Below are 25,352 nucleotides of genomic sequence, written 5' to 3' on the forward strand. Positions count from 1 at the left end.
TCGATTACTCGACTGCTTGGTGGCGCGCTTGTTCAGCATACCAGCCATTTTCAGCCATAAGTGCTTCGTGTGTGCCGTGAGCGATCATTTGTCCGTTATCAAGCACAATAATGTGATCGGCATGGGTAATGGCAGAAATTCGGTGTGTCGTAATGATGGTTGTTTTTCCGGCCCGTTCTTGTTGGATACTGCGTGTAATGGCCGCTTCCGTTTTGGCGTCGACAGCGGACAACGAGTCATCGAGAATGAGAATGTCGGGGTCATTAATGAGTGCCCGAGCAATGGAAATGCGTTGCTTTTGTCCACCGGAGAGGGACACACCATTTTCACCAACCTTCGTGTCCAATCCTTTCGGTAAAAATGCCAGGTCTTGTTTGAAAGATGACGTTTCGATGGCCCGTTGTAGATCAGACTCATTGGACTCTTTAGCCGCAAATAAGATATTTTCCCGAACTGTTTGCGAAAATAGCACGTGATCTTGTGGGACATAGCCAATAAGGGCGCGAATATCTTGCTGATGGACATCGGATAAAGGCGTACCAGCAATGGTAATCGTTCCTTCTCCATACGGATAAAATTTTAGCAATTGTTTAATGAGTGTAGATTTCCCACTCCCTGTTTTGCCAACAATCCCAATCGTTTCGCCTTGGTGAATGGTGAAAGAAAGGTGTTTTAGTTGGTATTCTTTTGTTTCAGGGTAGGAGAAAGAAACATTGTCAAAAACAATCGGTGCGTGTCCGCCAAGTGATAAGGCGTTTTCTGGTGTGTGAACGGCTTTTTTTGCGGCCAGCGTTTCCCGAACCCGATTGTAAGAAGCCCCACCTTGTTGCATGACGTTAATGAGCTCTCCAAGGGCAAACATTGGCCAAATTAACATCCCCAAATATAAATTAAACGTGACAATTTGACCGAGCGTGAGTTGCTGATGAAAAACGAGGTAAGCACCGTATCCAAGAGAAATAACGTAACTTAAACCAACAGCAAAACTGACAACCGGTGCGAAAAAAGATTCAATGCGAGCTACTTGTAAGTAATAATTGTACACGTCGGTGCTGTCAGCTTTAAACTGGGCTTCGTCTCGTCGTTCGCCACGGAAAGCGCGAATCACTCTCATGCCAGAAACAGACTCTAGTACGCGGTTATTTAAGTCGCCAAAAGCAGCTTGTGCTTTTGTGAATCGGACGTGAATGAGTTTTCCGAGGTAGGCTACCGAGATGGCCACAATTGGGAGTGGCAAAACAGCTGCTAACGTCAGTTTCCAATCAATGAGCCATGCCATCGCAATTAAAAGAGTTAGCATCCAAACAGTTGAATCGACAAGGGTAAAAATCCCAAACCCTGCTGTCATCGAGATCGCTTTCATATCATTGGTGCCACGCGCAAGCAAATCACCCGTTTTTTGTTTTTCAAAAAAGGGTATGTCAAGCCGAAATAAGTGCCGCATGAGGCGGGAGCGCAGTGTTCGTCCGAGTAAAAAGCTACCGCCAAACATACGATGCGCCCAGGCGAAGTCAAGTCCATAAATAGTGAGTGAAAGTATAAGTAGGGAGACAGCGAGTAATGTTGCCCGTGTACCTGTTAATGCCCCTTGTTGGAATTGATCAATCGCATAGCCAGTTAGTTGGGGTGGGATAAGCGCTATAAAGCCTACAAGAATTAAAATCGATATCGCTAGTATATAGCGTTTCTTATGTTCTTTGAAAAACCAAGATAGTTGTTTTAATACTCTTAACAATTGTTTTCACTTCTCTCTGTAAGGGTTTTTGTTCATTTTGTTCTTTGTTTCCTTACATACAAACACAAAAAAGACGTTGCGACGGAGCCACAACATCTGAATAAACGGTTATGTATGTGCGGCGCAAGTAACATGCGGCCTGTTTTGCAAAGTTGTTATAGAACACAAATAATTTGCAGTGAGACCGCTCGTTTATGTGATTGTAAAGTAGTTGTTTGAATGTTGTTTTTTTGCATGGGTCTCACCTCCTATTTATAAAATGTCAAGCTTTTTTACATTGTACACGATGCTTTCAGATAGAAGCAACCCTTTTTATTAAAAAAACCAAAATCTTTTTTTCCCTTGGAATTTTGTTGCGTAATTAGCTGATTCAGTAAGTAACGCTTGTTCCTCACTCCGAATGCGAATGTAAAGGATCACCCCATTTGCAAGAGAAAAGGTGATTGCGGTCATGTAAGCTTGAAATAACAACGGAATACAAGCAATTTCTAATATGACAACGACATAGTTTGGATGACGCATGAAACGATAAGGTCCTTTTGTGACTGCCTTTGCTCCGGGAAGGACAATAATTTTCGTGTTCCAAAATTTCCCGAGAGACGAAAGCGCCCAAATACGAATCACTTGTGCACAGACGAGAATGACGAGGGGGATGAACGTCCATGCCTGCCAAGATACGTCCGTAAAGCGTACTTCAGCTATTAAGCTTACAAAAAAGAGGGCGTGCAAAGCGACGATGAATGGGTAGTGACGTGCACCAATTTCAATACCGCCATGTGCTTTTAGCCATCGTTCATTTCGTTTGGCAACGAGCACTTCTACGAGGCGTTGTGCGATGAGAAGTCCAATAATGATGTAGGAAATAGTCATGGTCAATCTCCCATCCATTCCAATAATAATAATTCAGAACAAAATCCTGGTCCGAGTGCGGCGACGAGCCCGGACTCGCCAATTTGGTGTGGCATTTGTAAGCACTGTTTTAAGACGTATAACACGGTTGGTGACGACATGTTTCCATAATGCTGCAAGACGTGGCGGGCAGTGGCGGTCATCTCACTTGAAAATCCAAGTGCTTTCTCGTACGCAGTAATGACTTTCTTGCCACCAGGATGAGCGATGAAATGATCCACATCATCGACCGTCTTTTCAGAGGCAGCTAAAAAGTTTTCCACATTATCTTTGAGCCAACTCTCTACAATATGAGGAATGCTTCTAGCAAAGACAACGTGTAGTCCACTGTCTTTCACATCCCAGCCCATTACCTCTTCAGAGTCAGGCATGAGTGTTGACTGGGTTGCCTGGATGGTTGGTAAAGTGGTTTCCGTGGCCGCGTTTTTTAAGGGCGATTCTTTGCCGCAAATAAGGGCACAGGCAACGCCATCGGCAAATAAAGATGTGCCAATTAAGTTGCTTTTGGACGGGTCTTGTTTTTGAAAGGTTAATCCGCATAATTCTATACAAACAAGCAACACAGCTGACTTTGGAAACGCCGTTGTATATTCGTAGGCCCGACTTAGTCCGCTCGCTCCCCCGGCACAGCCGAGTCCCCACAACGGAATGCGTTTTGTATGTGGTGAGAAGGGTAATTGATTCATGATGCGGGCGTCGAGTGACGGCGTAGACATGCCCGTACTAGAGACACAAATCATCGCATCAATTTCACTTGGTTCAATCGTTCGGTTTAAGTGGGCAGGGTGAGAAAGGCAGCGGGTCACGACTTCACGCCCATACGCCGTTGCTTGTTTAATATATAAATCGTTGCGCTCTTGCAGGGAATGATCCTCTTTAAACCATGTGAAGGGAACAGAAAAGTGTCGTTGTTTAATTTCACCATTCGCAAACACATTTAAAAGGCGATCAATATCGGGAAAGTGATCAGCAAATAATTGTTTTGCTAATGCCGCTGTATCGGATTGCTCGAAAACATAAGGCGGATCGTATGTACTGACGGATAAGACATGAGCCATGTGCATCACCTCGGGTTCTTTCTGTAGTCGGAAATAGCTTGTCCGTTCACCACCGGTCGTATGCGTCATCATAGAAAAGGTCGACATCTTAAAAAATAAATTAAAAAAAGTATTGACCTTGACGTTACGTCAAAGTATAGGATAACAGTAGTGGGAGGTGAAAAATGGCTTATTCAATTAAACAGCTGGCGCAATTAGCAGGGGTGAGTACGCGGACGTTGCGATATTACGATGAAATTGGGTTACTACCACCAGCTTATATCAATGACGCTGGCTATCGCTTTTATGAGCAAAAACAAGTTGATTTGCTGCAACACATTTTGTTTTATCGTGAGCTTGATGTGAGCTTAGAGACGATTCGTGCCATTTTAACCGATCCACAGTTTGATGAAGTCGCCGCGCTTTGTGCGCATGAGAAACACTTGCGGCAAGAGCGCGATCGCTTGAATCGCTTAATTGAAACGGTTGAGCAAACGATAAAAAGTAAGGAAGGAGGAGAAACAATGCAAGATGAGCAAAAATTTACAGCGTTTAAAGAAAAGCTTGTCGCTGTCAATGAAGAAACGTATGCTAAGGAAGTGCGTGATAAGTATGGTGATGACGTCGTAGATGCTGCCAATGAGAAAATGTTGCAGATGTCACGGGCGGACTATGAAGGAATGCAAGCCGAAGCGGTGCGGGTGCAGGAGTTGTTGAAAAAAGTAAGTGAGACTTCAGATGACGAGCGTGCGAAGTTGGCACTTGCCGAAGCACATCGCGCGTGGCTCATGTATACGTGGAAAGACTACACGAAAGAGGCGCATGCCGGGTTAGCTGAGATGTATGTCGCTGATGAACGGTTTGCTGCGTATTATAATGACATGGTACCAAATGGTGCGGTATTGTTACGTGATGCAATTATCGCTTATACGAAGCAATAATACTTGCGCCACTTGCCCGCTCACAATGATGTGAGCGGGTGTGTTTGTTATGACCGTAGTTGAGCGGGATTGAAGGCGGGCACAAGCCCGGCCGCAGCAGCACGTCCGAGCAATGTTTCAATTGCTTCGTATCCATCTTCGCCAAGCTGCTCGGTAAAGTGATTGACATACAACTCGATGTGCGCACTTGCCACATCACTCGTCAGTGTTTCGGCGTGTTTGAGGACATATGGCATTGTCTCTTGCGGTTGGGCCCATGCATAACGAACAGATTCAGTGATTGTACGAATGATAAGATCGCGGTCAAGGTGACGTTTCGCAATAATGGCGCCAAGCGGGATCGGTTGCCCTGTTTCTTCTTCCCACCACAAGCCAAGGTCTTGTAATAAATGTAGCCCGTACGTGTGATAAATAAAGCGCGCTTCGTGGATGACGAGCCCAGCATCAACAATGCCAGCCTCGATGGCGGGCATAATGTCTGTAAACGGCATGACGACAATACGTCCTAACTCATGGCCGAGATGTTTTTCTGCCCAAAGCCCAAATAATAAGTAGGCAGTAGAACGTTCACTTGGCACAGCAATGGTTTGCTGCTTGAGCGACGCGGCTGATTGCTTCGACTTTGTTAAGATGAGGGGGCCGCAGCCGCGTCCTAGTGCACCACCGCAAGGAATGAGTTGATAATGTTCTAACACCGATGGCAATGTGGCATAGGAAATTTTTAAGATGTCGGGACCCATTTGATTGACGGCCCAATCATTCGTCTGTTCAATGTCGGCATATGTCACTTCGGGTGGGGAAACACCAGTGATTTTTCCATGTACCCATGCATAAAAAATGAAGGTATCGTTTGGACAAGGGGAAAAAGCGATGTTCATCGTTTATACAACTCCTTCAATGCGGTTGCTGCTTTTGTCAGTGCAGCAAATGCTTCTTTAAAACGCCATGTCGAGATGTCACGGATGCCAACAACATTAGAGATGGCGCGTATTTCAAAGACAGGACAATGAAATAACGCTGCGGCGGTGGCCACACCGTATCCTTCCATTGCTTCTGCAACAACATGAGGAATGGCTTGTAATCGTGCTTGTGCTGTTTCTTGTGTCCCTGTTGCCGTCATGACACTGATAATTGCGCCCGTTGTCACGCTGTTCGTCTTGGAGAGCGTGGCGCTAATTCGCGTCATTTCTTCTTTAGGTGAAGAAAATATATGCGTACCGAAGCCAAGTTCGTCGATTGTGAGGAAATGATCAGGTGCTTCTGCGCCTATTTCCGGGGAAATGATCTTTGTTGCGACAACGATCGATCCAACTGGTGCTTTATTTTCAAATCCACCGGCGATGCCCATATTGATGACGCGGTCATATGTCTTTTCGCGCAGTTTCTTTGCTGTATGTGCAGCAGCTTGGGCAATACCGACACCGCCAATGATGACATCGAATGTGTCGTCTCTGCCAAGCCCGGCTAATATCGCTTCTTTTTCCGCGGCAACGGAGACGACAATTAATGTTTGAGGGTTACTTTGCATGGATATCTAACCTTTCTGTTTCGGTGGGGTGCTTGATCGCTCATTTTTTATTAGTATATCATTGGAGCAGTAAGAAATCATTCAGGAATGATATTGATTTAAGCAATCTCATCTTCACATGAATTTTACACGAAAACCCTTGACAGAAGATAATGTAAGCGCTTACTATGGAAATAGTTTGATACTTAGGAGGCTGATGATTTGAAAGGTTTAAAATTGGTACTTCTTTTTTGTTGTGTTTGGTTGCTCTTGGTGCCTTCTGCACGTGTGGAGGCAATGCCTAGTATCCAAGGGAAGTTTTTCCCAGATCCAAGCGTGCCAGTAGGAACTTGGTTTGTTGGTGCAACGCCTTCAGGAGAGACAAAAGCGCCTGTGTTGTTTGTGCATGGTTTAGGTGGATCATCATCAACTTGGTTTCAACAAAATGACATGTATGACCAAGCCTATGCAGCTGGGCACCCTACAGCATTTATTAATTTACATCCTGATCGTTCTATGTGGACGAATGGGGAATTATTAAGCCGCAAGTTAGCAGAAATGCATCGCTATTTTGGTGAGAAAATCGTTGTTGTTGGCTATAGTAAAGGCGGCGTTGATATGCAATCAGCTTTGTTACACTATGGTGCAACACCTTATGTAGAGAAGATCATTACGCTAGGTAGCCCACATTATGGTAGTCCGTTAGCAGATCTCGCTTTCAGCAGTTGGGCAGGTTGGTTAGCGGCGATCATTGGGCAGCGCAATGAAGCAACCGCATCGCTTCGAACGGGAGATATGGCGCATTTCCGAGCCCAAACCGATCCACTTGCCCGCAATAGTCACATCCCAGTGTATACGTTGTCAGGGACATCGTGGGGTTCATTTGGTTCAGAGTTGTTTTTTGGTGGTTTATATTTATCTTCTTTCGGTCCAAATGATGGTGCAGTGACGGTTCAAAGTTCACGTTTGCCATACTCTCAAGAAATTGCTTCTCGTGCATGGGACCACTATGGTATGAAAACAGGTTACCTCGTTTTCCCATACATTCGTGAACAATTACGCGGGACTGTTCAGTCAGAGCCTGTTGTCGAGGAAGGTAATGAAAGCGCTAACATCATTCGCGGTGGTGAGTTTTTAGCAGAAGGGACAGCACAATTTTTTGTTGAAGATGAAGTATCGAAAATGACACTTTCTCTTTTAGCAAGTGAAGAGTTAAAGGAAGCAACGTTAATTTCTCCGTCAGGCGTCAATGTTTCGGTAAGCGATGTGTATGAAGAAACAGAAGGTAGTGTCTTTGAAGGTGCTTATACGCATGTATTTGCAGTGGATGAACCGGTAGAAGGCGAATGGTCTATTGCGATGCATAGCGAAGACGAACAAACGGATACAGGCTTTCTTGCCATCACAACAATTGAAGGAGGGATCTCTCCTAATATTGAGATTGCTGGAACAAATGGCATGGTGAGCATGTCTCAATCTAAAGATGTGGTCAACGAAGACGAAACGAGTTATACGTTATATGTGAATGATGAGCTGGTTGCAACCAATATGGAGATGGGGGGAGCGGCAGGTGATGTAGCACCATTAAAACGCAACACCTCTCAAACGTTGACGATGAATGTGAAAGGAAAGACGAAAAGTGGTAAGACGTTTGAGCGGACGGTGATTGAACATCGCTATATTGATGAACGAGGTCGCGTGTTTCATAAGTAATTGGATGAGATGAAATACGTATAGTGAAAAGGGACAGCGATGAGAGGCTGTCCCTTTTTGTGTGAACGAGTCAGTTAATTAGTAGAGGCGTGAAGTTAAAGTTTGAATGAACCAGTACGTGTATGGTGCACGGTTGTACAATGTTTGCCGTGATTGGGGGCTACGATAATAGTAAGCGAAAGTTTCCGCAAAATATTCTTCTGGGTAAGCATAGTAAGAGCTATTCGAGAATGAGAATCGTTCATAAGCATGAATTTGGCGGAAAAGTGTAGAGTAACTAATATAACCGAATACATAGATGTCAATGGCATGCGCGACTTCGTGTAATTCTAGGTTAATTGAAGTGTGCATATTGCCGTAGTCACTATAACCAATCCGCGCAACTGCTGGATTACCGCCAATGCCTGGGACATGATCCCACGTGTATCCAGTTCCCTCCCAGCCTCGTGGGACTATGCCACGTAAATGAGCGTATTCTGGTAAATGCGTAATGGGGAAATTAATGAGTTTAATACGGATATTGCGAATATAGAGTGCGTAGAGAAGTTGCTCGTCAATTTGTTGAAGTCTATTGACCATATTGTTGGCTTCTTGTTGATCGTAAGCACCACTTGTTTCGATAAGGATCAATTGGTTGAGAAACTGTGGCACGTATTCATCAGCTGGCACATCTTTCTCAGTGTGATTTAGGCCATCGAGGTTACCTTCAAGATGTCCGGGATTTACATGAGGTACAGCACTTTCATGGTCATCTGTAAGGTGTTCACCAGGACCGTGAGCATAGGAAGCGGATCCAACGGTTGAAATGAGTAATAAGAGACTACAGAAGATTTTTTTCATCATCACTATTCACCTCCTATTTCTATCAATAAAATAGGATATGTGTAAACGAGTGGACAAGTGTTAGACGAATGAAGCATTTATGAAAAAATGTGTCGTTTATCCAGTAGGGCGTATCAGGAACTGAACGTGCATATATGCTAAACTAAATATAGGAGAGGGTGTGGATAATGAAATCGAGAAAGCAAACGTTTGAAGTAGAAGAACATGAAACAGTTAGTGACTGTCTTGAAAGGATGAGGCAAGCGGGCTATAAGCCAGTACGCCGGAAGGAAGAGCCTGTTTTTGTGAAAAAGAAAGGTGAGAAGGATCCAGTGTGGTTGCGGCAACGAGTTGTGTTTGAGGGGGTGAGGGAGGAATAATAAAGGGTTGAAAACAGCCCTCGCGCAGTTTGCTTGAGGGCATGAGTGAATGGACTTTTATAAATATTTAGGACGTTTTTCTACGCTTGAAAATATCGAGTGCAATGGAGCTTTTTCCCTCTAGCACTTTCTCGAACCATGTTCTAAACAAGTAGAATAAGATTGAGGAGAAGCAAATAAAGATTAGTACCCCAATATGGACAAAGTCTGCTCCAAATGAAGCGAATAGTGTAATGAGCCCAGCGATGATCGCCACTAATGAGAGTGGTAATGGGTTTTTTCCCTGTGATTTAATTAAATTGAAGAGCGCCGTGCCAATGAACATAGAGAAACAGATACTAATTACCCATGAATCCCATAGTTGAAAGCGGGTTTTTATCAGTACAATAGCAACGGGAAGAATAAATAGGAACATGATAGGTAGTGATTTCTGAAAAGGAATTTTCGTCAAGATAAGCGCGATGATACATCCTCCTGCGACCCATATTGCAATACCAAGCCAGCCATCTGATGTGAAAGTTAGGAGTGTCCAGAGGTTATCCATTATAGTGCTCATTTGTAATGGGAATAATATACCTATGAATAAAAAGATCATGGCGTTTCCTATAGATAATGTTTTATCTGGTAGCCACCGGAAGACCATTTCACCAATAAGTGTACCGATTACGGTTAGAAAAGGCAGGAATGCGGCCATTGTACTTAAAATGACCGAAACGAAAAAGTAATATTGAAGATTGGAGGGATCTGATAGGCTCGGTCGCATACTCCCGGAAAAGAGATCAATCATTGTAGTAATAACTGTTAATGTTAATAATGTACTAATATAGCTTAGAAACCATTTTAGTGTATTCATTTTATCGCTCCTAACGTTGGTTATGGTGCTTTTTGTGCAGATGAAAAAGATCCCCCAACTTAGTTGGCGTTGAAAGATCTCGTTCTTTATGTGCGGTTTGTCCATTCCTCTTTCAACAATCCATACTCCACACAATCTTGAAACACATCTCCCACTCGCTGCGCCCGCCGAGTGACACCCTCTTTTGTAAAGCCAAGTCGCGCGGCAACCGCTTGGCTCGCTTTGTTTTCAACGGCAGCGCATAAGTTTATCCGCGTTAAATCGTATGTGTCAAAAGCATGATTGATGAGTGCTTTCGAGGCAAGGGTCACTAGTCCTTTGCCGGTAAACGATTCCCCGAGCCAGTAACCAATAGATGTTTTTCTGCTATGCCAATCAACGTAATGGAAGCCGATGACCCCGGCGATCTCACCGCGATACCAAATCCCAGCTTCAAAGCCGTTATGGTTTGCGAATTTTGTCATTGTTGCTTGAATAAATTTTTCAGAATCAGAGACTTCTTTTGTCGCATCGCACCATGGCATCCATGGTCGTAAATGTTCCCGGGAGTTGTCTACTAGTGAAAATAGCGCAGGTGCATCTTGTAGCGTAAGTAATTTTAGTGATGTGTCATCATTAAGTTGGTGTGTAAACATAGCGATTTCTCCTCTCATATAAATGTACCTAGTATAGCAAATGGTTCAACGAATGGGAAGACTCTTTAACTAGTACGAAATGCTGGATTGATGATGCCATAATAAATCAGGCTTTCATAGCGGTCGTCTTTTTTTACATGATTAATGAGATGCCCCTCTTGCTTCATTCCTAACTTTTGCATGACTTTTCCTGAGGTCGGATTGGAGGCAAAGTGACGCGCAAATACTTTATGGTACGCTTTTTCGTTGAAGGCAAATAGGATTATTGCTTGCGCAGCTTCTGTCGCGTAGCCATTACTCCAGTATGGCTCTCCAATCCAATAGGACAGTTCACCATGTTGGTGCTTTTTTTGGTGAGAGAGCGCGATGGCGCCATATAGTTGTCCACTTTTCTTGTCTGTGATCGCAAATTCATAGGATTTTTCTGCCTCGAAGTTGTCATGATGACGTCCAATCCATATGAGTGCATCATCAATCGTGTACGGATAAGGAAGTGTCATTGTGTTCTGATAAATATTTTCATTATTGCAAAGTTCAGCAACCGTCTCTGCGTCAGATCGTTGAAATAACCTTAAAAAGAGTCTCTCGGTCGTGAGTGTTTGCTCGTGTGGATCATAGACCATATCGTATCCCCTCCATTGTTTTCACAATGATAGTCTCGGAATAGCTTGATGTCAAGCTATTTCATCTACTTGTTGTCTAAAAGCATCACAATCCCATTTAAAATGAGTAGGAGTGAAAACATAATGAATGTCATGGTCGTTGAAGTAATGGCTACGAACATAATGAGAAAGAGCCCTGTTTGTAAGATGGTTGTCATAACGATGGAGCGACTCACGATGGTGACAAAGGAAAGTGGTGCTGCTGTAAGCATCAAGTAGCAAGCAATGATGAGCAATGTTTCGTTACTAACTGAAAAGAAGATGAGCCAAATTGGGATGTGCCAGCAACTGCTCGCAAATCCAACAAGGAAAGAGGTACGCCAAAAATGATGAGGAGGTGCGGCACAATGTAAGAAGCCACGCCACCCTATCTCATGGCAAAGGACGATGAGGAGAACGCCAGTTAAGAAGAAAGGATTCCATACGATTGAAGGAATGGTTAATTCATATGAGGCATAAAGCACAGCAAAAAAAGAGATGGGTAGTAAAAGTATTCCGAGCCACCAATAAGTATGGGGGAAGGTGAAATGAATTCGTGCAAGAAAAGAGGAAGGATTTTGGCTCATGTAGGTAATAAGCGCCGCACATAAGGGGCTCATCCCGCAAATGAGTGCAAGGTACGGATCAATGACATTCTCAGTCGCAATAGAGACGGCGGCACTCCCCCATCCGAAAATAAAGACGATAAACAAGTAAAGTCGCTTTGTCCAATGTTGTAAAGTCATCGTTCTTCCTCCCTATGTAGGCAGATGTCTTTTTAGTATATGCATAGAAAGTCGTGAATGTGTAGAGGAGGATTGAGGTACTAAAAACGAACATTATATTGATGCATGGATAAAATGTTCGTTTATGTGTTGACAACTTGGATGTCGTCGCGTACACTGAAGTTGTAAAGAAAAGTATATCGTACCTCATATAATCTCGAGAATAAGGCTCGAACGTTTCTACCCGGTCACCGTAAATGATCGGACTATGAGGAGAAGAATCATCGACTACGCGGGGCGTGTCGGTGCATGAAGCGCGGCATTGCGCCTTTCTCCCCCTGTAAAGTAGAAGTGGAGAAGAGGCTCATATGGCGCTTTTTGTAGTGGAAAAAAATAAAGTGGGGGATCAGCATGCAACCAGTGGTCGGGGTTATTATGGGCAGTACCTCTGATTGGAAGACAATGCAGCATACGTGTGAAGTATTAGAGGCGCTTTGTATTCCTTATGAAAAAAAGGTTGTTTCTGCACACCGTACACCAGATCAAATGTTTATGTACGCCGAGCAGGCACACGATCGGGGCTTAAAAGTAATCGTCGCGGGTGCAGGTGGCGCCGCGCATTTGCCAGGGATGGTGGCAGCGAAAACGCTTGTGCCTGTCATTGGTGTCCCGGTTGAATCGCAATCATTAAAAGGGATCGACTCCTTGCTATCCATTGTGCAAATGCCTGGCGGCGTTCCGGTGGCAACCGTTGCGATCGGTAAGGCGGGCGCGACAAATGCAGCTTTGCTGGCGGCGCAAATATTGGCTGTCCAAGATTGCGACATTCGTGCGAGCCTGCAACAACGTCGCGATGAGATTGCCGCAAATGTCGTATGCATGAGCGGTGATTTAGAATGAAGATAATCGATGCTGGTGCGACGATCGGTATCATCGGTGGCGGACAACTTGGTCAGATGATGGCGTTTTCGGCAAAAGAAATAGGGTATCGCATTGCATTGCTCGATCCAGATGGTGACAGCCCATGCGCACAAGTGGCAGATGAAGTAATTGTCGCACCCTACCATGACGAGCAAGCGATGCGGGCGCTTGCTGAAATAAGTGATGTCGTAACGTATGAGTTTGAAAACGTCGATGCAGCTACGTTACGCGACGTGCGTGCGCACGGATATTTTCCGCAAGGAGTGGACGTATTAGAAACAACACAACACCGATTGCAGGAGAAAGCGGCAATTACACGTCTCGGTGTGCCTGTTGCCCGTTACATGACGATTTTGTCGGTCGATGATGTGGCACTTGCTGCAACAAATATGCGATTTCCTGCGATTTTAAAAGTGTGTCTCGGTGGGTATGACGGGAAAGGACAAGTCGTAGTGCATGATGCAAGTGCGTTGCGTGAAGCCGCCGTCTCGTTGTTGCAGCATGGACCGCTTGTGTTAGAGGAGAAAGTGGATTTTGCTAAAGAAATCTCTGTCATTGTGACGCGCTCCGTTCATGGGGAAATAACCATGTTTCCTGTCGCCGAAAATGAACACCGCGATAATATTTTACACCGGACCATTGTGCCTGCTAGGATTTCGACGGCAACAGCAACATCAGCACAAGCGCTTGCCTGTCGTTTAGCAGAAGGACTAAATGTTGTTGGGACGCTCGCGGTAGAAATGTTTGTTAAAAAAGATGGGACACTCTACGTGAATGAGCTTGCGCCTAGACCTCATAATTCGGGGCATTATACAATAGAAGCATGTAAAACTTCACAATTTGAACAACACATTCGCGCAATTTGTGGGTTGCCGCTTGGTGATACAACGCTACAAACACCGGCAGTGATGGAAAATATTCTCGGGGAGCGTGTATATGAAGTGCCAGAGCAACCTGCTAGTGCTGTTTCAACTTATTTACATTTATATGGTAAGAAGCACGTCAAGTACCAACGAAAAATGGGGCATGTCACCGTGCTCGGTAATGATACGGATGGGTGTTTAGAAATATTGAACGCGTTTTGGCGCAAAAAAGCGTTACATTAGAGTGGATGTAGAGATGGAGGCAGTGTGATGATTGAACGGTATACAAGAGAAGAGATGGGTGCAATTTGGAAAGATGAGAACCGCTACCAAGCGTGGCTGGAAGTCGAGATTGCGGCGTGTGAAGCGTGGGCGGAAATGGGCATTATTCCCGACGAAGATGTAAAGAAAATTCGAGCGGACGCGCGTTTTGATGTGAACCGGATTTTAGAAATTGAAGCGGAAACACATCATGATGTCGTTGCTTTTACACGGGCGGTTTCAGAAACACTTGGCGAGGAGCGTAAGTGGGTACATTACGGATTAACATCAACAGATGTCGTTGATACCGCACTTTCCTTTCTATTGAAACAAGCAAATGAACGTCTTGCGACTGGATTAGAGCGGTTTTTGCACGTATTAGCGGCTAAAGCCCGTGAACATCAATATACCGTTATGATTGGACGAACACACGGGGTGCATGCCGAGCCAACGACGTTTGGTTTAAAGCTCGCGCTTTGGTATGAAGAGATGAAACGTAATATCGCCCGTTTTACGGCTGCCGCTGAAGGGGTACGCGTTGGTAAATTGTCAGGGGCAGTCGGAACGTACGCGAACATTGATCCACGTATTGAAGAGATTGTGTGCGAAAAGCTCGGTTTGCGGGCCGCGCCGATTTCAACCCAAACGCTGCAAAGAGACCGACATGCTGATTATATGGCGACGCTTGCGTTAATTGCAACGTCAATCGAGAAAATGGCCGTTGAAATTCGCGGGCTACAAAAAAGTGAGCTACGTGAGGTCGAGGAATTTTTCGCGAAAGGACAAAAAGGTTCGTCGGCGATGCCGCATAAACGGAACCCGATTGGCTCTGAGAATATGACCGGTCTTGCTCGTCTCATGCGTGGGTATATGAATACCGCGTACGATAACGTCGTCTTATGGCATGAGCGCGACATTTCTCACTCTTCGGCAGAACGCGTCATTTTACCTGATGCAACAATTGTACTTGATTACATGCTCCATCGCTTCAGTAACATTGTGGAAAATTTGACAGTGTTCCCGGAAAATATGAAACGCAATATGGATCGGACATATGGCTTAATTTATTCTCAACGCGTGTTGTTACGCTTAATTGACGAAGGGATGGTACGTGAAGAAGCGTATGATCTTGTACAACCAAAAGCAATGGAAGCGTGGGCGCACGGGTTGTCATTCCGCGACTTGCTCGTTGCAGATGAGCGAATTACAGCTGTGTTACCAGTAGCTGAGTTAGAGAAGTGCTTTAATCCAACGCATCATATGAAGCATGTCGATACAATTTTTGAACGTCTCGGCTTATAGGGGGAGTTGTTGATGCAAAAGGGCGCACTTTGTTATGAAGGGAAAGCAAAGAAACTATATACGACCGATGATCCACAGTTGTTATGGGTTGCATACAAGGACGAGGCAACAGCTTTTAATGGCGAGAAGCATGCAATTTTGCAGGGGAAAGCGCGGTTAAATAACGAGATCTCAAGCATGATTTTTACAACATTAGCGGAAAAAGGATGCCCGTCTCATTTTGTGCGAAAGTTGTCGGCAACAGAGCAACTTGTAAAACGCGTCACGATTATTCCACTTGAAGTGATCGTTCGTAACAAAGTGGCTGGTAGTCTGGCCCATCGTCTTGGTTTGAAGGAAGGAATGCAACTCGCAGAGCCAATTGTTGAATTTTGCTATAAAGATGATTCGCTTGGGGATCCGCTCGTAACTGAAGATCATATCGCCATTCTTGCGGCGGCTTCACAAGCGGAAGTGGCACGGATGAAAGAACAAGCTTTGCGTGTAAACGAATTACTTTCGTCGTTATTTGCTCGCCTCGGCGTCATACTCGTTGATTTTAAGCTAGAATTCGGCAAGACAGAGACAGGTGCATTATTACTCGCAGATGAGATTTCTCCTGATACATGCCGCTTATGGGATGAGAAAACAGGTGCCCGACTAGATAAGGATTTGTTTCGTCATGAACTAGGAAACTTGCAAGAGGGGTATGAGGAGATTTTAGCGCGGTTAAGTACTTCCAGTAGTTAGAGAAAGCAAGATCGAGCAGTTACATTCCATATGACTCAGAATCAGAAAGGAATCAGCGCCAACGGACAACAATTCCGGCTTGTGATGACTGATTTCCGAACGCTGAAACAGGAGGCCAACCAATGTATAAAGTAAAAGTGTATGTGACGTTAAGAGAAAGCGTACTTGATCCACAAGGTGGTGCAGTGAAACAAGCATTACACACGATGGCCTACAATGAGGTCGAGACGGTACGGGTTGGAAAATATATTGAACTATCGTTAACGGATGTCGACAATGTCACAGCGCGCGTTCAAGAGATGTGTGAGAAACTACTTGCGAACACGGTCATTGAAGATTATCGCTATGAAGTGGAGGAGGTCGTGTCCACATGAAATTTGCGGTCATTGTCTTTCCAGGTTCTAACTGTGATGCGGATATGTACTATGCGATTCGCGACGGTTTAAAGGAAGAGGTAGCGTACGTTCATTATACAGAGCGCTCGTTGGCACCGTTTGATGCCGTTTTACTTCCTGGTGGTTTTTCTTATGGCGATTATTTGCGGGCCGGGGCAATTGCCGGGTTTGCACCGATTATGCCGGCCGTGAAGCAAGCAGCAGCAGAAGGAAAACCTGTCTTAGGGGTGTGTAACGGGTTTCAAATTTTACTAGAATCAGGGTTGTTACCAGGGGCAATGAAGCGAAACCGTCAGTTAAAATTTGTTTGCCGGACGACGGAACTGATCGTAGAAAATGATGCAATCGCCTTTACAGCCGGCTATACACGGGGCCAAAAGCTCATGATCCCAGTTGCGCATGGTGAAGGAAACTATGAGTGTGATGACGAAACGTTTGCGCGATTGGAAGCGAACAACCAAATTGTGTTCCGCTATGCGTCTGATGTAAATGGTTCAAAAGGGCGCATTGCCGGTATTACGAATGAGACCGGTAATGTCCTTGGGATGATGCCGCATCCGGAACGAGCGGTGGCGTCTTTACTTGGAAGTGACGACGGCTTGTTGTTATTTCAGTCGATGCTACGTAATTGGAGGGAGACGCATGTCACAACTGCTTGAAGTGAGTCCAGCACATATACAAGAAGAAAAGCTTTATTTGGAAATGGGCCTAACAGAAGAAGAGTATGCGCGTGCGGTTCAAAAGGTCGGACGACCACTTAATTTTACCGAAACGGGATTGTTTGCCGTGATGTGGTCGGAGCACTGTAGTTATAAGCATTCTAAACCACTACTGAAAAAGTTCCCGACAACAGGTACGCATGTATTGCAAGGACCGGGTGAAGGTGCAGGGATTATTGACATTGGTGATGAACAAGCGGTTGTATTTAAAATCGAGAGTCATAATCATCCATCAGCAATTGAGCCATACGAAGGCGCAGCGACGGGTGTTGGTGGTATTTTACGCGATGTATTTTCGATGGGCGCGCGTCCAATTGCGCTCTTAAACTCACTCCGTTTCGGGGAATTGACGTCGCCGAAGACGCGCTATTTATTTGAACAAGTCGTCGCCGGAATTGCTGGATACGGAAATTGTGTTGGTGTTCCTACGGTCGGCGGGGAAGTACATTTTGACGCGTGTTATGCGGAAAATCCGCTTGTCAATGCGATGTGCGTTGGTTTAATTAATCACGCTGATATTCAGCGCGGACGCGCGACAGGGGTTGGCAACACGGTCATGTATATCGGTGCTGCCACCGGACGTGACGGGATTCACGGGGCGACATTTGCTTCAGAAGAACTAAGCGAAGCCTCTGAGCAACAACGTCCGGCAGTGCAAGTCGGTGATCCGTTTATGGAAAAATTGTTGCTTGAAGCTTGTTTAGAAATAAGTCAATGCGATGCGTTAGTGGGTATGCAAGATATGGGTGCAGCTGGATTGACATCATCGTCAGCAGAGATGGCAAGTAAAGCCGGTTCAGGAATTGAAATGAATTTAGATACGGTACCGCAGCGGGAAGCTGGGATGTCAGCTTATGAAATGATGTTATCGGAGTCGCAAGAACGGATGTTACTCGTTGTCAGAAAAGGACGCGAGCATGAAATTGAGGAGATTTTAGCAAAGTGGCAATTACACGCAGTCGCCGTCGGACGTGTGACGGATGACAAGCGCTTGCGATTGCTTCATCACGGAGAAGTTGTTGCTGATGTGCCGGTCGATGCCCTTGTAGAAGATGCACCAGTATATCATTCAAAGTCACGTGTTCCATCATATTATAAAGAGTTCCAAGCAATGGCGCAGTATGTGCCAGAAGTGATGGATCATCAAGAAACGTTGCGATCATTATTGAAACAGCCGACAATTGCGAGCAAAGAATGGGTGTATGAACAATATGATCATATGGTGCAAACGAATACCGTCGTTGCCCCAGGGTCTGATGCGGCGGTGTTGCGCATTCGTGGTACGAATAAGGCACTAGCGATGACAACGGATTGTAACGCACGTTATTTATACCTCGATCCGAAAATTGGCGGGCAAATTGCAGTCGCTGAGGCAGCGCGGAACATCGTTTGCTCTGGTGCACGTCCGCTTGGTGTGACCGATTGCTTAAATTACGGCAATCCTGAACGCCCCGAAATCTTTTGGCAACTGGAACAATCAACCGATGGGCTGAGCGAAGCATGTCGCGTGCTTGAGACACCGGTGATCGGTGGCAATGTGTCGCTATACAATGAGCGGAGTGGTATGGCCGTTTATCCAACGCCGGTTGTGGGGATGGTCGGTCTCATTTCTGACCATGCCCATATCACGACACAGCACGTGCAAACAGCGGGCGATATTGTCTATGTCATTGGCGAAACAAAGCTGGAATTCGGTGGCAGTGAGTTGCAAAAAATGCTTGAAGGGAAATCATTTGGTGCGCCGCCATCACTCGATTTAACAGTAGAAAAAGAGCGCCAAGATGCGCTCCTCGCGGCAATTGAAGCGGGTTTGGTCGCTTCCGCACACGACGTTGCTGAAGGTGGACTCGCGGTTGCTTTAGCGGAAAAAATGATCGGTCGCTCGCTTGGTTTGGCTGTCGCATTAACAGGTGACGCCACAACTGTCTTGTTTTCAGAAAGCCAGTCTCGTTTCCTTGTTACAGTACATCCATATAAACAGCACCAATTTGAATATATAGTGCCGGCGGCGGTCCGTATTGGTGTGGTGACAGAGGCGCCGACGCTCTCGCTCCAAATCAATGGGACATCATTCATTGAAATGACGGAACAGGAACTTGCGACAGCATGGAAGGGGTCGATCCCGTGTTTGCTGAAATCAAAGGATTGAACGAAGAGTGTGGCGTATTTGCGATTTGGGATCATCCCGAAGCCGCACAGATGACGTATTATGGGCTCCACAGTTTGCAACATCGTGGCCAAGAAGGGGCAGGCATTGTTGTTTCTAATCAAGAAACGTTACGTGTTCATAAAGGTGTCGGGTTAGTCAATGACGTCTTTACGCCTGCTAGCTTAAAGACATTATCGGGGCGTGCGGCCATTGGTCATGTTCGCTATGCGACCGCCGGTGGTGGTGGTTATGCCAATGTCCAGCCACTATTGTTTAATGCCGAAGCAGGTGGACTTTCCCTTGCGCATAATGGTAATTTAACCAACGCGAAAGAGTGGCGTCAGAAACTTGAGGCAGAAGGCGCGATCTTTCAATCAAGCTCAGACACAGAAGTGATTGCGCATTTGATGAAGCGCAGTGGAAAAGAAAATGTGGCCGACCAGCTTAAGTCGGCACTCGCGCGACTAACAGGCGCATTTGCAGTTGTTGTCATGACCGAATCAGCGCTCATTATTGCCAGAGATGGACATGGATTGCGCCCATTAGCGCTGGGACGTCTCGGCGACGCGTACGTTGTCGCTTCAGAAACATGTGCATTAGACATTGTTGGGGCGACGTTTGTGCGCGATGTTGCACCAGGTGAGCTCATTGTTGTTCGTGATGAAGGCATGCAAAGTGAGTCGGTGTTAGTAGATGAAGATCCAGCCATGTGCAGTATGGAATATGTTTACTTCGCCCGTCCCGACAGTAATATTGACACAATGAATGTGCATACAGCGCGAAAAAACCTCGGGAAGCAATTGGCGCTGGAGGCGCCTGTTGAGGCAGATATCGTGACTGGTGTGCCCGATTCTAGCATTTCAGCAGCGATTGGTTATGCTGAGCAGACTGGTATTCCGTATGAGCTCGGGTTAATTAAAAACCGTTATGTTGGTCGGACGTTCATTCAACCTTCGCAAGCGTTACGCGAACAAGGGGTAAAAATGAAGTTATCTCCTGTCCGTGGTGTGGTCGAAGGGAAGCGTGTTGTCATGATTGATGATTCGATCGTACGTGGCACAACAAGTTGTCGCATTGTCCGGATGCTTCGCGAGGCGGGTGCGAAAGAAGTGCATGTTCGGATTGCGGCGCCCCCGATTAAACATCCATGTTTTTACGGAATTGACATTTCAACATCGACGGAGTTAATTGCCGCCCAGTATACGATTCCGGAAATGTGCGCGTGGATGGAAGCAGATTCACTTGCTTTCTTATCGGTGGAAGGATTAAAGTCAGGCATTGGTCGTTCGCAAGAAATGCCAGATTGCGGACAATGTCTTGCGTGTTTCACTGGAGAATATCCGACGAATATTAACAAGCGTCAAGTATCACAAATGAGTGTGTAAACATCTATCGGAGGGGAAGCGCTTTGGTAAACGCATACAAGCAAGCCGGTGTGAACATTGAAGCTGGCTATGAAGCGGTGGAACGAATGAAAAGTCATGTTGCTCGAACGAAGCGCCGGGGCATGCTTGGTGGTCTTGGTGGGTTCGGCGGCATGTTTGACTTATCGGCGCTCGACTTAAAAGAACCTGTACTCGTTTCAGCAACGGACGGTGTCGGTACAAAACTGATGCTTGCGTTCATGCTTGATCAACATGATACGATCGGGCAAGATGTTGTGGCGATGTGCGTCAATGACATTATTGTACAAGGCGCAGCCCCGTTATATTTTTTAGACTACATTGCGTGCGGAAAGTTAGCACCGACTAAAATAGAGGCGATTGTTAAAGGGGTTGCAGATGGTTGTGTTCAAGCTCAGTGCGCACTGATTGGTGGGGAAACGGCTGAGATGCCGGGTATGTATGCGGCAGAAGAATATGATATCGCTGGCTTTGCGGTGGGCGCAGCTGAAAAAAGTGATATTTTAACAGGTGAGGAGATGGAAGCCGGCGATGTTCTCATTGGTTTGACATCTAGTGGCTTGCATAGCAACGGTTTCTCGCTCGTTCGGAAAGTATTTTTAGAAGATGGTGGCTGGCCGTTAGCTAAAACGATTGACTCGCTTGGACAGACGCTTGGAGAAGTGCTGCTCACACCGACAAAAATTTATGTAAAGCCAATGCTTGCATGCATACAAAAAAAATTGATTGTCCGAGCGGCACATATTACTGGTGGGGGATTTTATGAAAATATCCCGCGCGCATTGACGAATGGACTAGGTGTTGAGATTGACTACGGCTCTTGGCCGGTGCCGCCTATTTTCTCCCTCCTGCAACAAGTGGGGCACCTTTCTGCCGTAGACATGTTCCATACGTTTAATATGGGCATTGGCATGGTGCTCATTGTGAAGGAAGGCAGACACCAAGAAGTATTACAAACCCTTTCTGAACATGGCGAATCTGCGTATATGATCGGTCGTGTGACGCATGGTGGAGAGATGACCATAGGAGGGATTGACACGTGAAGCTTGCGATTTTCGCCTCTGGAACGGGATCGAATGCTAGAGCGCTCATTCAAGCGGCAAAACAGGGCGTGCTTGGTGGAGAAGTGGTTGCGGTTGTGAGCGACCGCCCGAAAGCAGATGTATTGCAAATGGCCGCATCTTACGATATTCCTGCATATGGGTTTTCCCCGCGCACATTTCAGTCCAAAACGGCGTATGAACAAGCAGTGCTGGAACGCTTGCAAGCAGTGGCGGTCGACTTTATTCTTTTAGCAGGATACATGCGTCTCGTCGGTCCAACACTTCTGGCGCACTACGAAGGGCGGATCGTAAACATCCATCCATCACTCTTGCCGAACTTCCCCGGACTAGATGCAGTTGGTCAAGCTTTGCGAGCCGGTGTGCAAGAAACCGGCGTGACGATTCATTATGTCGATGCAGGGATGGATACTGGCCCTGTCATTATGCAACAAACTGTGCCGATTGACCGAGAAGATACACATGAGACATTAACAAAGAAAATCAAAGCAGTGGAGCATGCGTTATACCCTACATGTATACAACAACTATTGATGACGGATCAGGCGGAGGTCAAACGATGAAGAGACGAGCACTTGTCAGTGTATCAAACAAAGAGGGGCTGGTCCCATTTGTGCAAGCACTGGCCACAAAAGGAGTCGAGATTGTGTCGACAGGTGGCACAGCTCGAGTGTTACAAGCGGCGGGCATTCCTGTAATGAGTGTGGCTGAAGTGACTGGTTTTCCAGAAATGCTGGCGGGACGGGTGAAGACGCTCCATCCACATATTCACGGCGGACTTCTTGCCGAACGAACGGTGCCGACCCATATGGCGCAACTGGAACAACATGACATTGAACCGATTGACTATGTCATTGTCAATTTATACCCGTTTGCGGAAACGATCGCAAAAGAAGGGACGACACTTGAGGAAGCCATCGAACAAATTGATATCGGTGGACCGAGCATGATCCGCGCGGCAGCAAAAAATCATGCGGCCGTGACGGTCGTCGTTGATCCTGCTGATTACGCGACTGTATTGGAAGCACTCGATGCGGACGGTTTGTCGCCCCTTTCTTTAAGGAAAAGATTAGCGGCCAAAGCATTCCGGCATACAGCTGCCTACGATGCGCGTGTTGCTACCTATTTGACAGACGCTGTTGGCGAAACTGAACCAGAATCGTTGACGTTGACATATACACACAAGCAGTCGTTACGCTATGGCGAAAACCCTCATCAGCAAGCATCGTTTTATGCGTCTGCTGATGCACCAATCAGTTCGCTTGTACAAGCAAACCAATTACATGGCAAAGCGTTATCTTATAACAACATTCAAGATGCGAATAGCGCAGTAGCACTTGTGAAGGAATTTACGTTACCAACTGTTGTCGCAGTGAAACATATGAATCCATGCGGTGTTGGAACAGGGGAAACGATTTTGGCGGCGTTCATGCGGGCGTACGAGGCTGATGAGACGTCCATTTTTGGCGGTATCGTTGCACTAAATCGTGAGGTCGATATAGATACAGCACAAAAAATGGCGGAATTATTTTTAGAAGTCATCATTGCACCAAGTTTCTCAGAAGAAGCGCAACAACTTTTGATGAAGAAAAAAAATCTCCGCCTATTAGCGGTGCCATTGCAAGCAGGGTTCGTCGCCAAGAGTGTGACATCGGTAGGGGGCGGTATTTTGATCCAAGAAGAAGATCATTTATCGTTTGCCGATGCGATTTGCACCATTCCGACAAAACGAGAACCAACACAAGCGGAATGGGCTGCTTTGCAATTTGGCTGGCATGTCGTCAAACATGTGAAGTCAAATGCGATTGTGCTTTCGGATGATAAACAAACGCTTGGTATTGGTGCTGGACAAATGAACAGAGTTGGTGCTGCGAATATCGCCATTCACCAGGCAGGACCACGTGCTACTGGGGCCGTCCTCGCTTCAGACGCGTTTTTGCCGATGGCAGACACAATTGAGCTCGCAGCGACAGCAGGTATTACAGCGATTATTCAACCTGGTGGTTCGGTACGTGACCAAGACTCGATTGACGCAGCCAATAAACATGGGATGGCCATGGTCTTTACCGGCATTCGTCATTTTAAACATTGAGGGAGGTTATTGATATGAATGTACTTGTCGTTGGTCGAGGTGGGCGTGAGCATGCACTGGCGTGGAAATTAGGTCAGAGTGCAAATGTTGACACCGTTTATGTTGCACCAGGAAATGACGGGATAAAATCAGTTGCTGAGTGTGTCGCAATTGAGGAAAATGACGTTGATCAATTGCTTTCCTTTGCCAAGGTGCATCAAGTTGGATTGACTGTGATTGGACCAGAAGTGCCGCTACTTGCCGGTGTTGTTGATGCGTTTAAAGAAGCTGGGTTAGCTGTGTTTGGTCCGAGCAAAGAGGCGGCTATGCTTGAAGGATCGAAATCGTATGCAAAAGAGATTATGCACCGTTACAATATCCCAACAGCGAAGTCGATGACATTTTCTCATTATGATGAGGCTGTTCGTTATGTCCAGCAACAAGGGGCACCGATTGTCATTAAAGCAGATGGACTTGCGGCGGGAAAAGGGGTTACGGTCGCAACAACCGAAGAAGAGGCATTGCGAGCACTAGAGACGATGATGGGTACGCGCGCCTTTGGAGAAGCAGGCGAAACGGTTGTCATCGAGGAATGCTTGCAAGGTGAGGAAGTCTCTCTTATGGCGTTTGTCCACGGAGAAACAGTCATACCAATGGTGCCCGCTCAAGACTATAAGCGTGCGTTCAATGACGACAAAGGACCGAACACGGGCGGGATGGGTGCTTATTCGCCCGTGCCACATTGCCCGCCTGACCTTGTCACACAAATTACAGAAACGATTTTAAATCCAACTGCAACAGCGATGGTACGAGAAGGCCGCCCGTTCACAGGAATCTTATATGCAGGCCTCATGTTAACGGAAGCTGGACCGAAAGTGATTGAGTTTAATGTTCGTTTCGGGGATCCAGAAACACAAGTTGTGTTACCGCGACTCGAATCTGATCTTGTAGAAGTGATGCTTACTTTACTTTCTGGGGAAAAACCGGCCCTATCGTGGTCAGATGAAGCCGTTGTTGGTGTTGTGTTAGCGAGCACCGGCTATCCTGGCGCATATGAAAAGGGCGCGCCGATACAAGGGATCGAGGCAGCAGCAGAAAAAGGACTCGTTTTCCATGCAGGTACAACTTATAGAGAAAATGTGTGGCGCACGAACGGTGGACGTGTGCTGTTAGGGACAGGAAGTGGGCGTACATTTACAGAGGCGCGAGAGAAAGCCTATCATATTGTGAATACGATTGATTGTGAAGGGTTGTTTTGTCGGGAGGATATTGCGAGCAAGACGTTGCGATGTGTAGGGGAAGTGTAAGAGATTGCGACATAACTAGACCCACCGTAGAGTTGAGCGCTCAAGCCGGTGGGTCAGTATCATCGACTGCAGGGCGACCTTTTTATGAGTCGCTTCCTACGATGACCATGGGTGTGTACGCCCGTGGTCATTATGATTGTACGTATTGTTTGATATTAGTATACATGTAGGGAATTCCTAGTGTCAAGGAGGTTCTTACGGTCTTTCCTCCCACGGTTCCAATGTTCCAACGACAGTCACTTCATTATTCTGTATCGTCTCAATCACAATGTC

General features: G+C 46.1%; 25 protein-coding genes and 1 riboswitch. Of the genes, 15 read left to right on the forward strand and 10 right to left on the reverse strand.

The genetic code is table 11. The features are described from left to right. Positions 1-4: 4 nt before the first annotated feature. The 3 genes from NSQ26_RS00855 to NSQ26_RS00865 form a co-directional block, all read right to left on the reverse strand. Positions 5-1,735, reverse strand: coding sequence for an ABC transporter ATP-binding protein (locus NSQ26_RS00855; protein ID WP_499718817.1), 1,731 nt, complete (start codon positions 1,733-1,735; stop codon positions 5-7). 315 nt (positions 1,736-2,050) lie between these two features. Further along, positions 2,051-2,605: an isoprenylcysteine carboxyl methyltransferase family protein gene (locus NSQ26_RS00860; RefSeq protein WP_499718818.1), complete on the reverse strand. Its 555-nt coding sequence runs from the start codon at positions 2,603-2,605 to the stop codon at positions 2,051-2,053. A 2-nt stretch (positions 2,606-2,607) separates the two neighbouring features. After that, positions 2,608-3,702, reverse strand: a complete 1,095-nt coding sequence (locus tag NSQ26_RS00865) for a type III polyketide synthase (protein WP_499719948.1) — start codon at positions 3,700-3,702, stop codon at positions 2,608-2,610. Between the two features lie 164 nt (positions 3,703-3,866). On the opposite strand from NSQ26_RS00865, the gene NSQ26_RS00870 reads away from it, so the two are divergent. Next, a complete protein-coding gene (locus NSQ26_RS00870; RefSeq protein ID WP_499718819.1) occupies positions 3,867-4,622 on the forward strand; it encodes a MerR family transcriptional regulator in 756 nt (251 codons plus the stop codon). Between the two features lie 47 nt (positions 4,623-4,669). Here NSQ26_RS00870 and NSQ26_RS00875 read toward each other — a convergent pair whose 3' ends face one another. Beyond that, positions 4,670-5,500, reverse strand: coding sequence for a menaquinone biosynthesis family protein (locus NSQ26_RS00875; RefSeq protein ID WP_499718820.1), 831 nt, complete (start codon positions 5,498-5,500; stop codon positions 4,670-4,672). After that, positions 5,497-6,150, reverse strand: coding sequence for a futalosine hydrolase (locus NSQ26_RS00880; RefSeq protein ID WP_499718821.1), 654 nt, complete (start codon positions 6,148-6,150; stop codon positions 5,497-5,499). Before NSQ26_RS00880 ends, NSQ26_RS00875 begins: the two co-directional genes overlap by 4 nt. 201 nt (positions 6,151-6,351) lie before the next feature. On the opposite strand from NSQ26_RS00880, the gene NSQ26_RS00885 reads away from it, so the two are divergent. Next, positions 6,352-7,842: an esterase/lipase family protein gene (locus tag NSQ26_RS00885; RefSeq protein ID WP_499718822.1), complete on the forward strand. Its 1,491-nt coding sequence runs from the start codon at positions 6,352-6,354 to the stop codon at positions 7,840-7,842. Between the two features lie 78 nt (positions 7,843-7,920). On the opposite strand, the gene NSQ26_RS00890 is transcribed toward NSQ26_RS00885, so the two are convergent. Next, complete coding sequence (locus NSQ26_RS00890; protein ID WP_245701241.1) at positions 7,921-8,685, reverse strand: anthrax toxin lethal factor-related metalloendopeptidase; 765 nt, start codon at positions 8,683-8,685, stop codon at positions 7,921-7,923. A 167-nt stretch (positions 8,686-8,852) separates the two neighbouring features. Here NSQ26_RS00890 and NSQ26_RS00895 point away from each other — a divergent pair, with 167 nt between their 5' ends. Then, entirely contained in the window at positions 8,853-9,044 is a 192-nt protein-coding gene (locus tag NSQ26_RS00895; protein ID WP_499718823.1) for an NETI motif-containing protein, read from the forward strand. Between the two features lie 67 nt (positions 9,045-9,111). Here the strand turns inward: NSQ26_RS00895 and NSQ26_RS00900 are convergent, their stop codons facing one another. From NSQ26_RS00900 to NSQ26_RS00915, 4 genes are all read right to left on the reverse strand, one after another. Continuing rightward, positions 9,112-9,897 (reverse strand): hypothetical protein, encoded by a 786-nt coding sequence (locus tag NSQ26_RS00900; RefSeq protein ID WP_499718824.1) that lies wholly within the window; start codon positions 9,895-9,897, stop codon positions 9,112-9,114. A gap of 86 nt (positions 9,898-9,983) precedes the next feature. After that, on the reverse strand, positions 9,984-10,532 hold the full coding sequence (locus tag NSQ26_RS00905) for a GNAT family N-acetyltransferase (RefSeq protein ID WP_499718825.1): 549 nt from the start codon (positions 10,530-10,532) through the stop codon (positions 9,984-9,986). A 65-nt stretch (positions 10,533-10,597) separates the two neighbouring features. Then, positions 10,598-11,155: a GNAT family N-acetyltransferase gene (locus tag NSQ26_RS00910; RefSeq protein ID WP_499718826.1), complete on the reverse strand. Its 558-nt coding sequence runs from the start codon at positions 11,153-11,155 to the stop codon at positions 10,598-10,600. 65 nt (positions 11,156-11,220) lie between these two features. Beyond that, positions 11,221-11,919, reverse strand: a complete 699-nt coding sequence (locus NSQ26_RS00915; RefSeq protein ID WP_499718827.1) for a hypothetical protein — start codon at positions 11,917-11,919, stop codon at positions 11,221-11,223. 166 nt (positions 11,920-12,085) lie between these two features. Beyond that, positions 12,086-12,187, forward strand: a riboswitch (purine riboswitch). Positions 12,188-12,309: 122 nt separating this feature from the next. Here NSQ26_RS00915 and purE point away from each other — a divergent pair. The 12 genes from purE (at position 12,310) to purD (ending at position 25,079) form a co-directional block, all read left to right on the forward strand. Beyond that, the gene (gene purE / locus NSQ26_RS00920; RefSeq protein ID WP_499718828.1) at positions 12,310-12,798 is read left to right on the forward strand and encodes a 5-(carboxyamino)imidazole ribonucleotide mutase; all 489 of its coding nucleotides are present in this window, start codon (positions 12,310-12,312) and stop codon (positions 12,796-12,798) included. Continuing rightward, positions 12,795-13,925 carry a 5-(carboxyamino)imidazole ribonucleotide synthase gene (gene purK, locus NSQ26_RS00925; RefSeq protein ID WP_499718829.1) on the forward strand — a complete coding sequence of 377 codons (1,131 nt, stop codon included), beginning with the start codon at positions 12,795-12,797 and terminating at the stop codon, positions 13,923-13,925. Before purE ends, purK begins: the two co-directional genes overlap by 4 nt. A 27-nt stretch (positions 13,926-13,952) precedes the next feature. Beyond that, positions 13,953-15,245: an adenylosuccinate lyase gene (purB, locus tag NSQ26_RS00930; RefSeq protein ID WP_499718830.1), complete on the forward strand. Its 1,293-nt coding sequence runs from the start codon at positions 13,953-13,955 to the stop codon at positions 15,243-15,245. Between the two features lie 12 nt (positions 15,246-15,257). Continuing rightward, entirely contained in the window at positions 15,258-15,974 is a 717-nt protein-coding gene (gene purC, locus NSQ26_RS00935; protein ID WP_499718831.1) for a phosphoribosylaminoimidazolesuccinocarboxamide synthase, read from the forward strand. A 122-nt stretch (positions 15,975-16,096) separates the two neighbouring features. After that, on the forward strand, positions 16,097-16,348 hold the full coding sequence (purS, locus tag NSQ26_RS00940) for a phosphoribosylformylglycinamidine synthase subunit PurS (RefSeq protein ID WP_090776381.1): 252 nt from the start codon (positions 16,097-16,099) through the stop codon (positions 16,346-16,348). After that, positions 16,345-17,028, forward strand: a complete 684-nt coding sequence (gene purQ, locus NSQ26_RS00945; protein ID WP_499718832.1) for a phosphoribosylformylglycinamidine synthase subunit PurQ — start codon at positions 16,345-16,347, stop codon at positions 17,026-17,028. The genes purS and purQ overlap by 4 nt, the downstream gene beginning before the upstream one ends. Continuing rightward, a complete protein-coding gene (purL, locus tag NSQ26_RS00950; protein WP_499718833.1) occupies positions 17,012-19,237 on the forward strand; it encodes a phosphoribosylformylglycinamidine synthase subunit PurL in 2,226 nt (741 codons plus the stop codon). Before purQ ends, purL begins: the two co-directional genes overlap by 17 nt. Further along, positions 19,213-20,622 (forward strand): amidophosphoribosyltransferase, encoded by a 1,410-nt coding sequence (gene purF, locus NSQ26_RS00955; RefSeq protein ID WP_499718834.1) that lies wholly within the window; start codon positions 19,213-19,215, stop codon positions 20,620-20,622. The genes purL and purF overlap by 25 nt, the downstream gene beginning before the upstream one ends. A gap of 23 nt (positions 20,623-20,645) precedes the next feature. Beyond that, positions 20,646-21,683, forward strand: a complete 1,038-nt coding sequence (gene purM, locus NSQ26_RS00960) for a phosphoribosylformylglycinamidine cyclo-ligase (protein ID WP_499718835.1) — start codon at positions 20,646-20,648, stop codon at positions 21,681-21,683. Continuing rightward, positions 21,680-22,264 (forward strand): phosphoribosylglycinamide formyltransferase, encoded by a 585-nt coding sequence (gene purN, locus NSQ26_RS00965; RefSeq protein WP_499718836.1) that lies wholly within the window; start codon positions 21,680-21,682, stop codon positions 22,262-22,264. The genes purM and purN overlap by 4 nt, the downstream gene beginning before the upstream one ends. Further along, positions 22,261-23,793, forward strand: coding sequence for a bifunctional phosphoribosylaminoimidazolecarboxamide formyltransferase/IMP cyclohydrolase (purH, locus tag NSQ26_RS00970; RefSeq protein ID WP_499718837.1), 1,533 nt, complete (start codon positions 22,261-22,263; stop codon positions 23,791-23,793). Before purN ends, purH begins: the two co-directional genes overlap by 4 nt. Before the next feature lie 14 nt (positions 23,794-23,807). Beyond that, entirely contained in the window at positions 23,808-25,079 is a 1,272-nt protein-coding gene (gene purD / locus NSQ26_RS00975) for a phosphoribosylamine--glycine ligase (protein WP_499718838.1), read from the forward strand. Positions 25,080-25,352 lie beyond the last annotated feature (273 nt).

The sequence above is a fragment of the Bacillus sp. FSL W7-1360 genome (assembly GCF_038592975.1).
GTDB lineage: Bacteria > Bacillota > Bacilli > Bacillales > Bacillaceae_D > Shouchella > Shouchella lonarensis.

Coding starts and splice junctions, on each gene's coding strand:
- NSQ26_RS00880 (WP_499718821.1), bottom strand. CDS start 6,150: ATGCAAAGTAACCCTCAAACATTAATTGTCGTCTCCGTTGCCGCGGAA.
- purC (WP_499718831.1), top strand. CDS start 15,258: ATGCAAAAGGGCGCACTTTGTTATGAAGGGAAAGCAAAGAAACTATAT.
- purD (WP_499718838.1), top strand. CDS start 23,808: ATGAATGTACTTGTCGTTGGTCGAGGTGGGCGTGAGCATGCACTGGCG.
- NSQ26_RS00875 (WP_499718820.1), bottom strand. CDS start 5,500: ATGAACATCGCTTTTTCCCCTTGTCCAAACGATACCTTCATTTTTTAT.
- purH (WP_499718837.1), top strand. CDS start 22,261: ATGAAGAGACGAGCACTTGTCAGTGTATCAAACAAAGAGGGGCTGGTC.
- purQ (WP_499718832.1), top strand. CDS start 16,345: ATGAAATTTGCGGTCATTGTCTTTCCAGGTTCTAACTGTGATGCGGAT.
- purB (WP_499718830.1), top strand. CDS start 13,953: ATGATTGAACGGTATACAAGAGAAGAGATGGGTGCAATTTGGAAAGAT.
- purE (WP_499718828.1), top strand. CDS start 12,310: ATGCAACCAGTGGTCGGGGTTATTATGGGCAGTACCTCTGATTGGAAG.
- NSQ26_RS00860 (WP_499718818.1), bottom strand. CDS start 2,605: ATGACTATTTCCTACATCATTATTGGACTTCTCATCGCACAACGCCTC.
- NSQ26_RS00870 (WP_499718819.1), top strand. CDS start 3,867: ATGGCTTATTCAATTAAACAGCTGGCGCAATTAGCAGGGGTGAGTACG.
- NSQ26_RS00915 (WP_499718827.1), bottom strand. CDS start 11,919: ATGACTTTACAACATTGGACAAAGCGACTTTACTTGTTTATCGTCTTT.
- NSQ26_RS00900 (WP_499718824.1), bottom strand. CDS start 9,897: ATGAATACACTAAAATGGTTTCTAAGCTATATTAGTACATTATTAACA.
- purK (WP_499718829.1), top strand. CDS start 12,795: ATGAAGATAATCGATGCTGGTGCGACGATCGGTATCATCGGTGGCGGA.
- purS (WP_090776381.1), top strand. CDS start 16,097: ATGTATAAAGTAAAAGTGTATGTGACGTTAAGAGAAAGCGTACTTGAT.
- NSQ26_RS00890 (WP_245701241.1), bottom strand. CDS start 8,685: ATGATGAAAAAAATCTTCTGTAGTCTCTTATTACTCATTTCAACCGTT.
- NSQ26_RS00905 (WP_499718825.1), bottom strand. CDS start 10,532: ATGTTTACACACCAACTTAATGATGACACATCACTAAAATTACTTACG.
- NSQ26_RS00910 (WP_499718826.1), bottom strand. CDS start 11,155: ATGGTCTATGATCCACACGAGCAAACACTCACGACCGAGAGACTCTTT.
- NSQ26_RS00895 (WP_499718823.1), top strand. CDS start 8,853: ATGAAATCGAGAAAGCAAACGTTTGAAGTAGAAGAACATGAAACAGTT.
- NSQ26_RS00865 (WP_499719948.1), bottom strand. CDS start 3,702: ATGGCTCATGTCTTATCCGTCAGTACATACGATCCGCCTTATGTTTTC.
- purL (WP_499718833.1), top strand. CDS start 17,012: ATGTCACAACTGCTTGAAGTGAGTCCAGCACATATACAAGAAGAAAAG.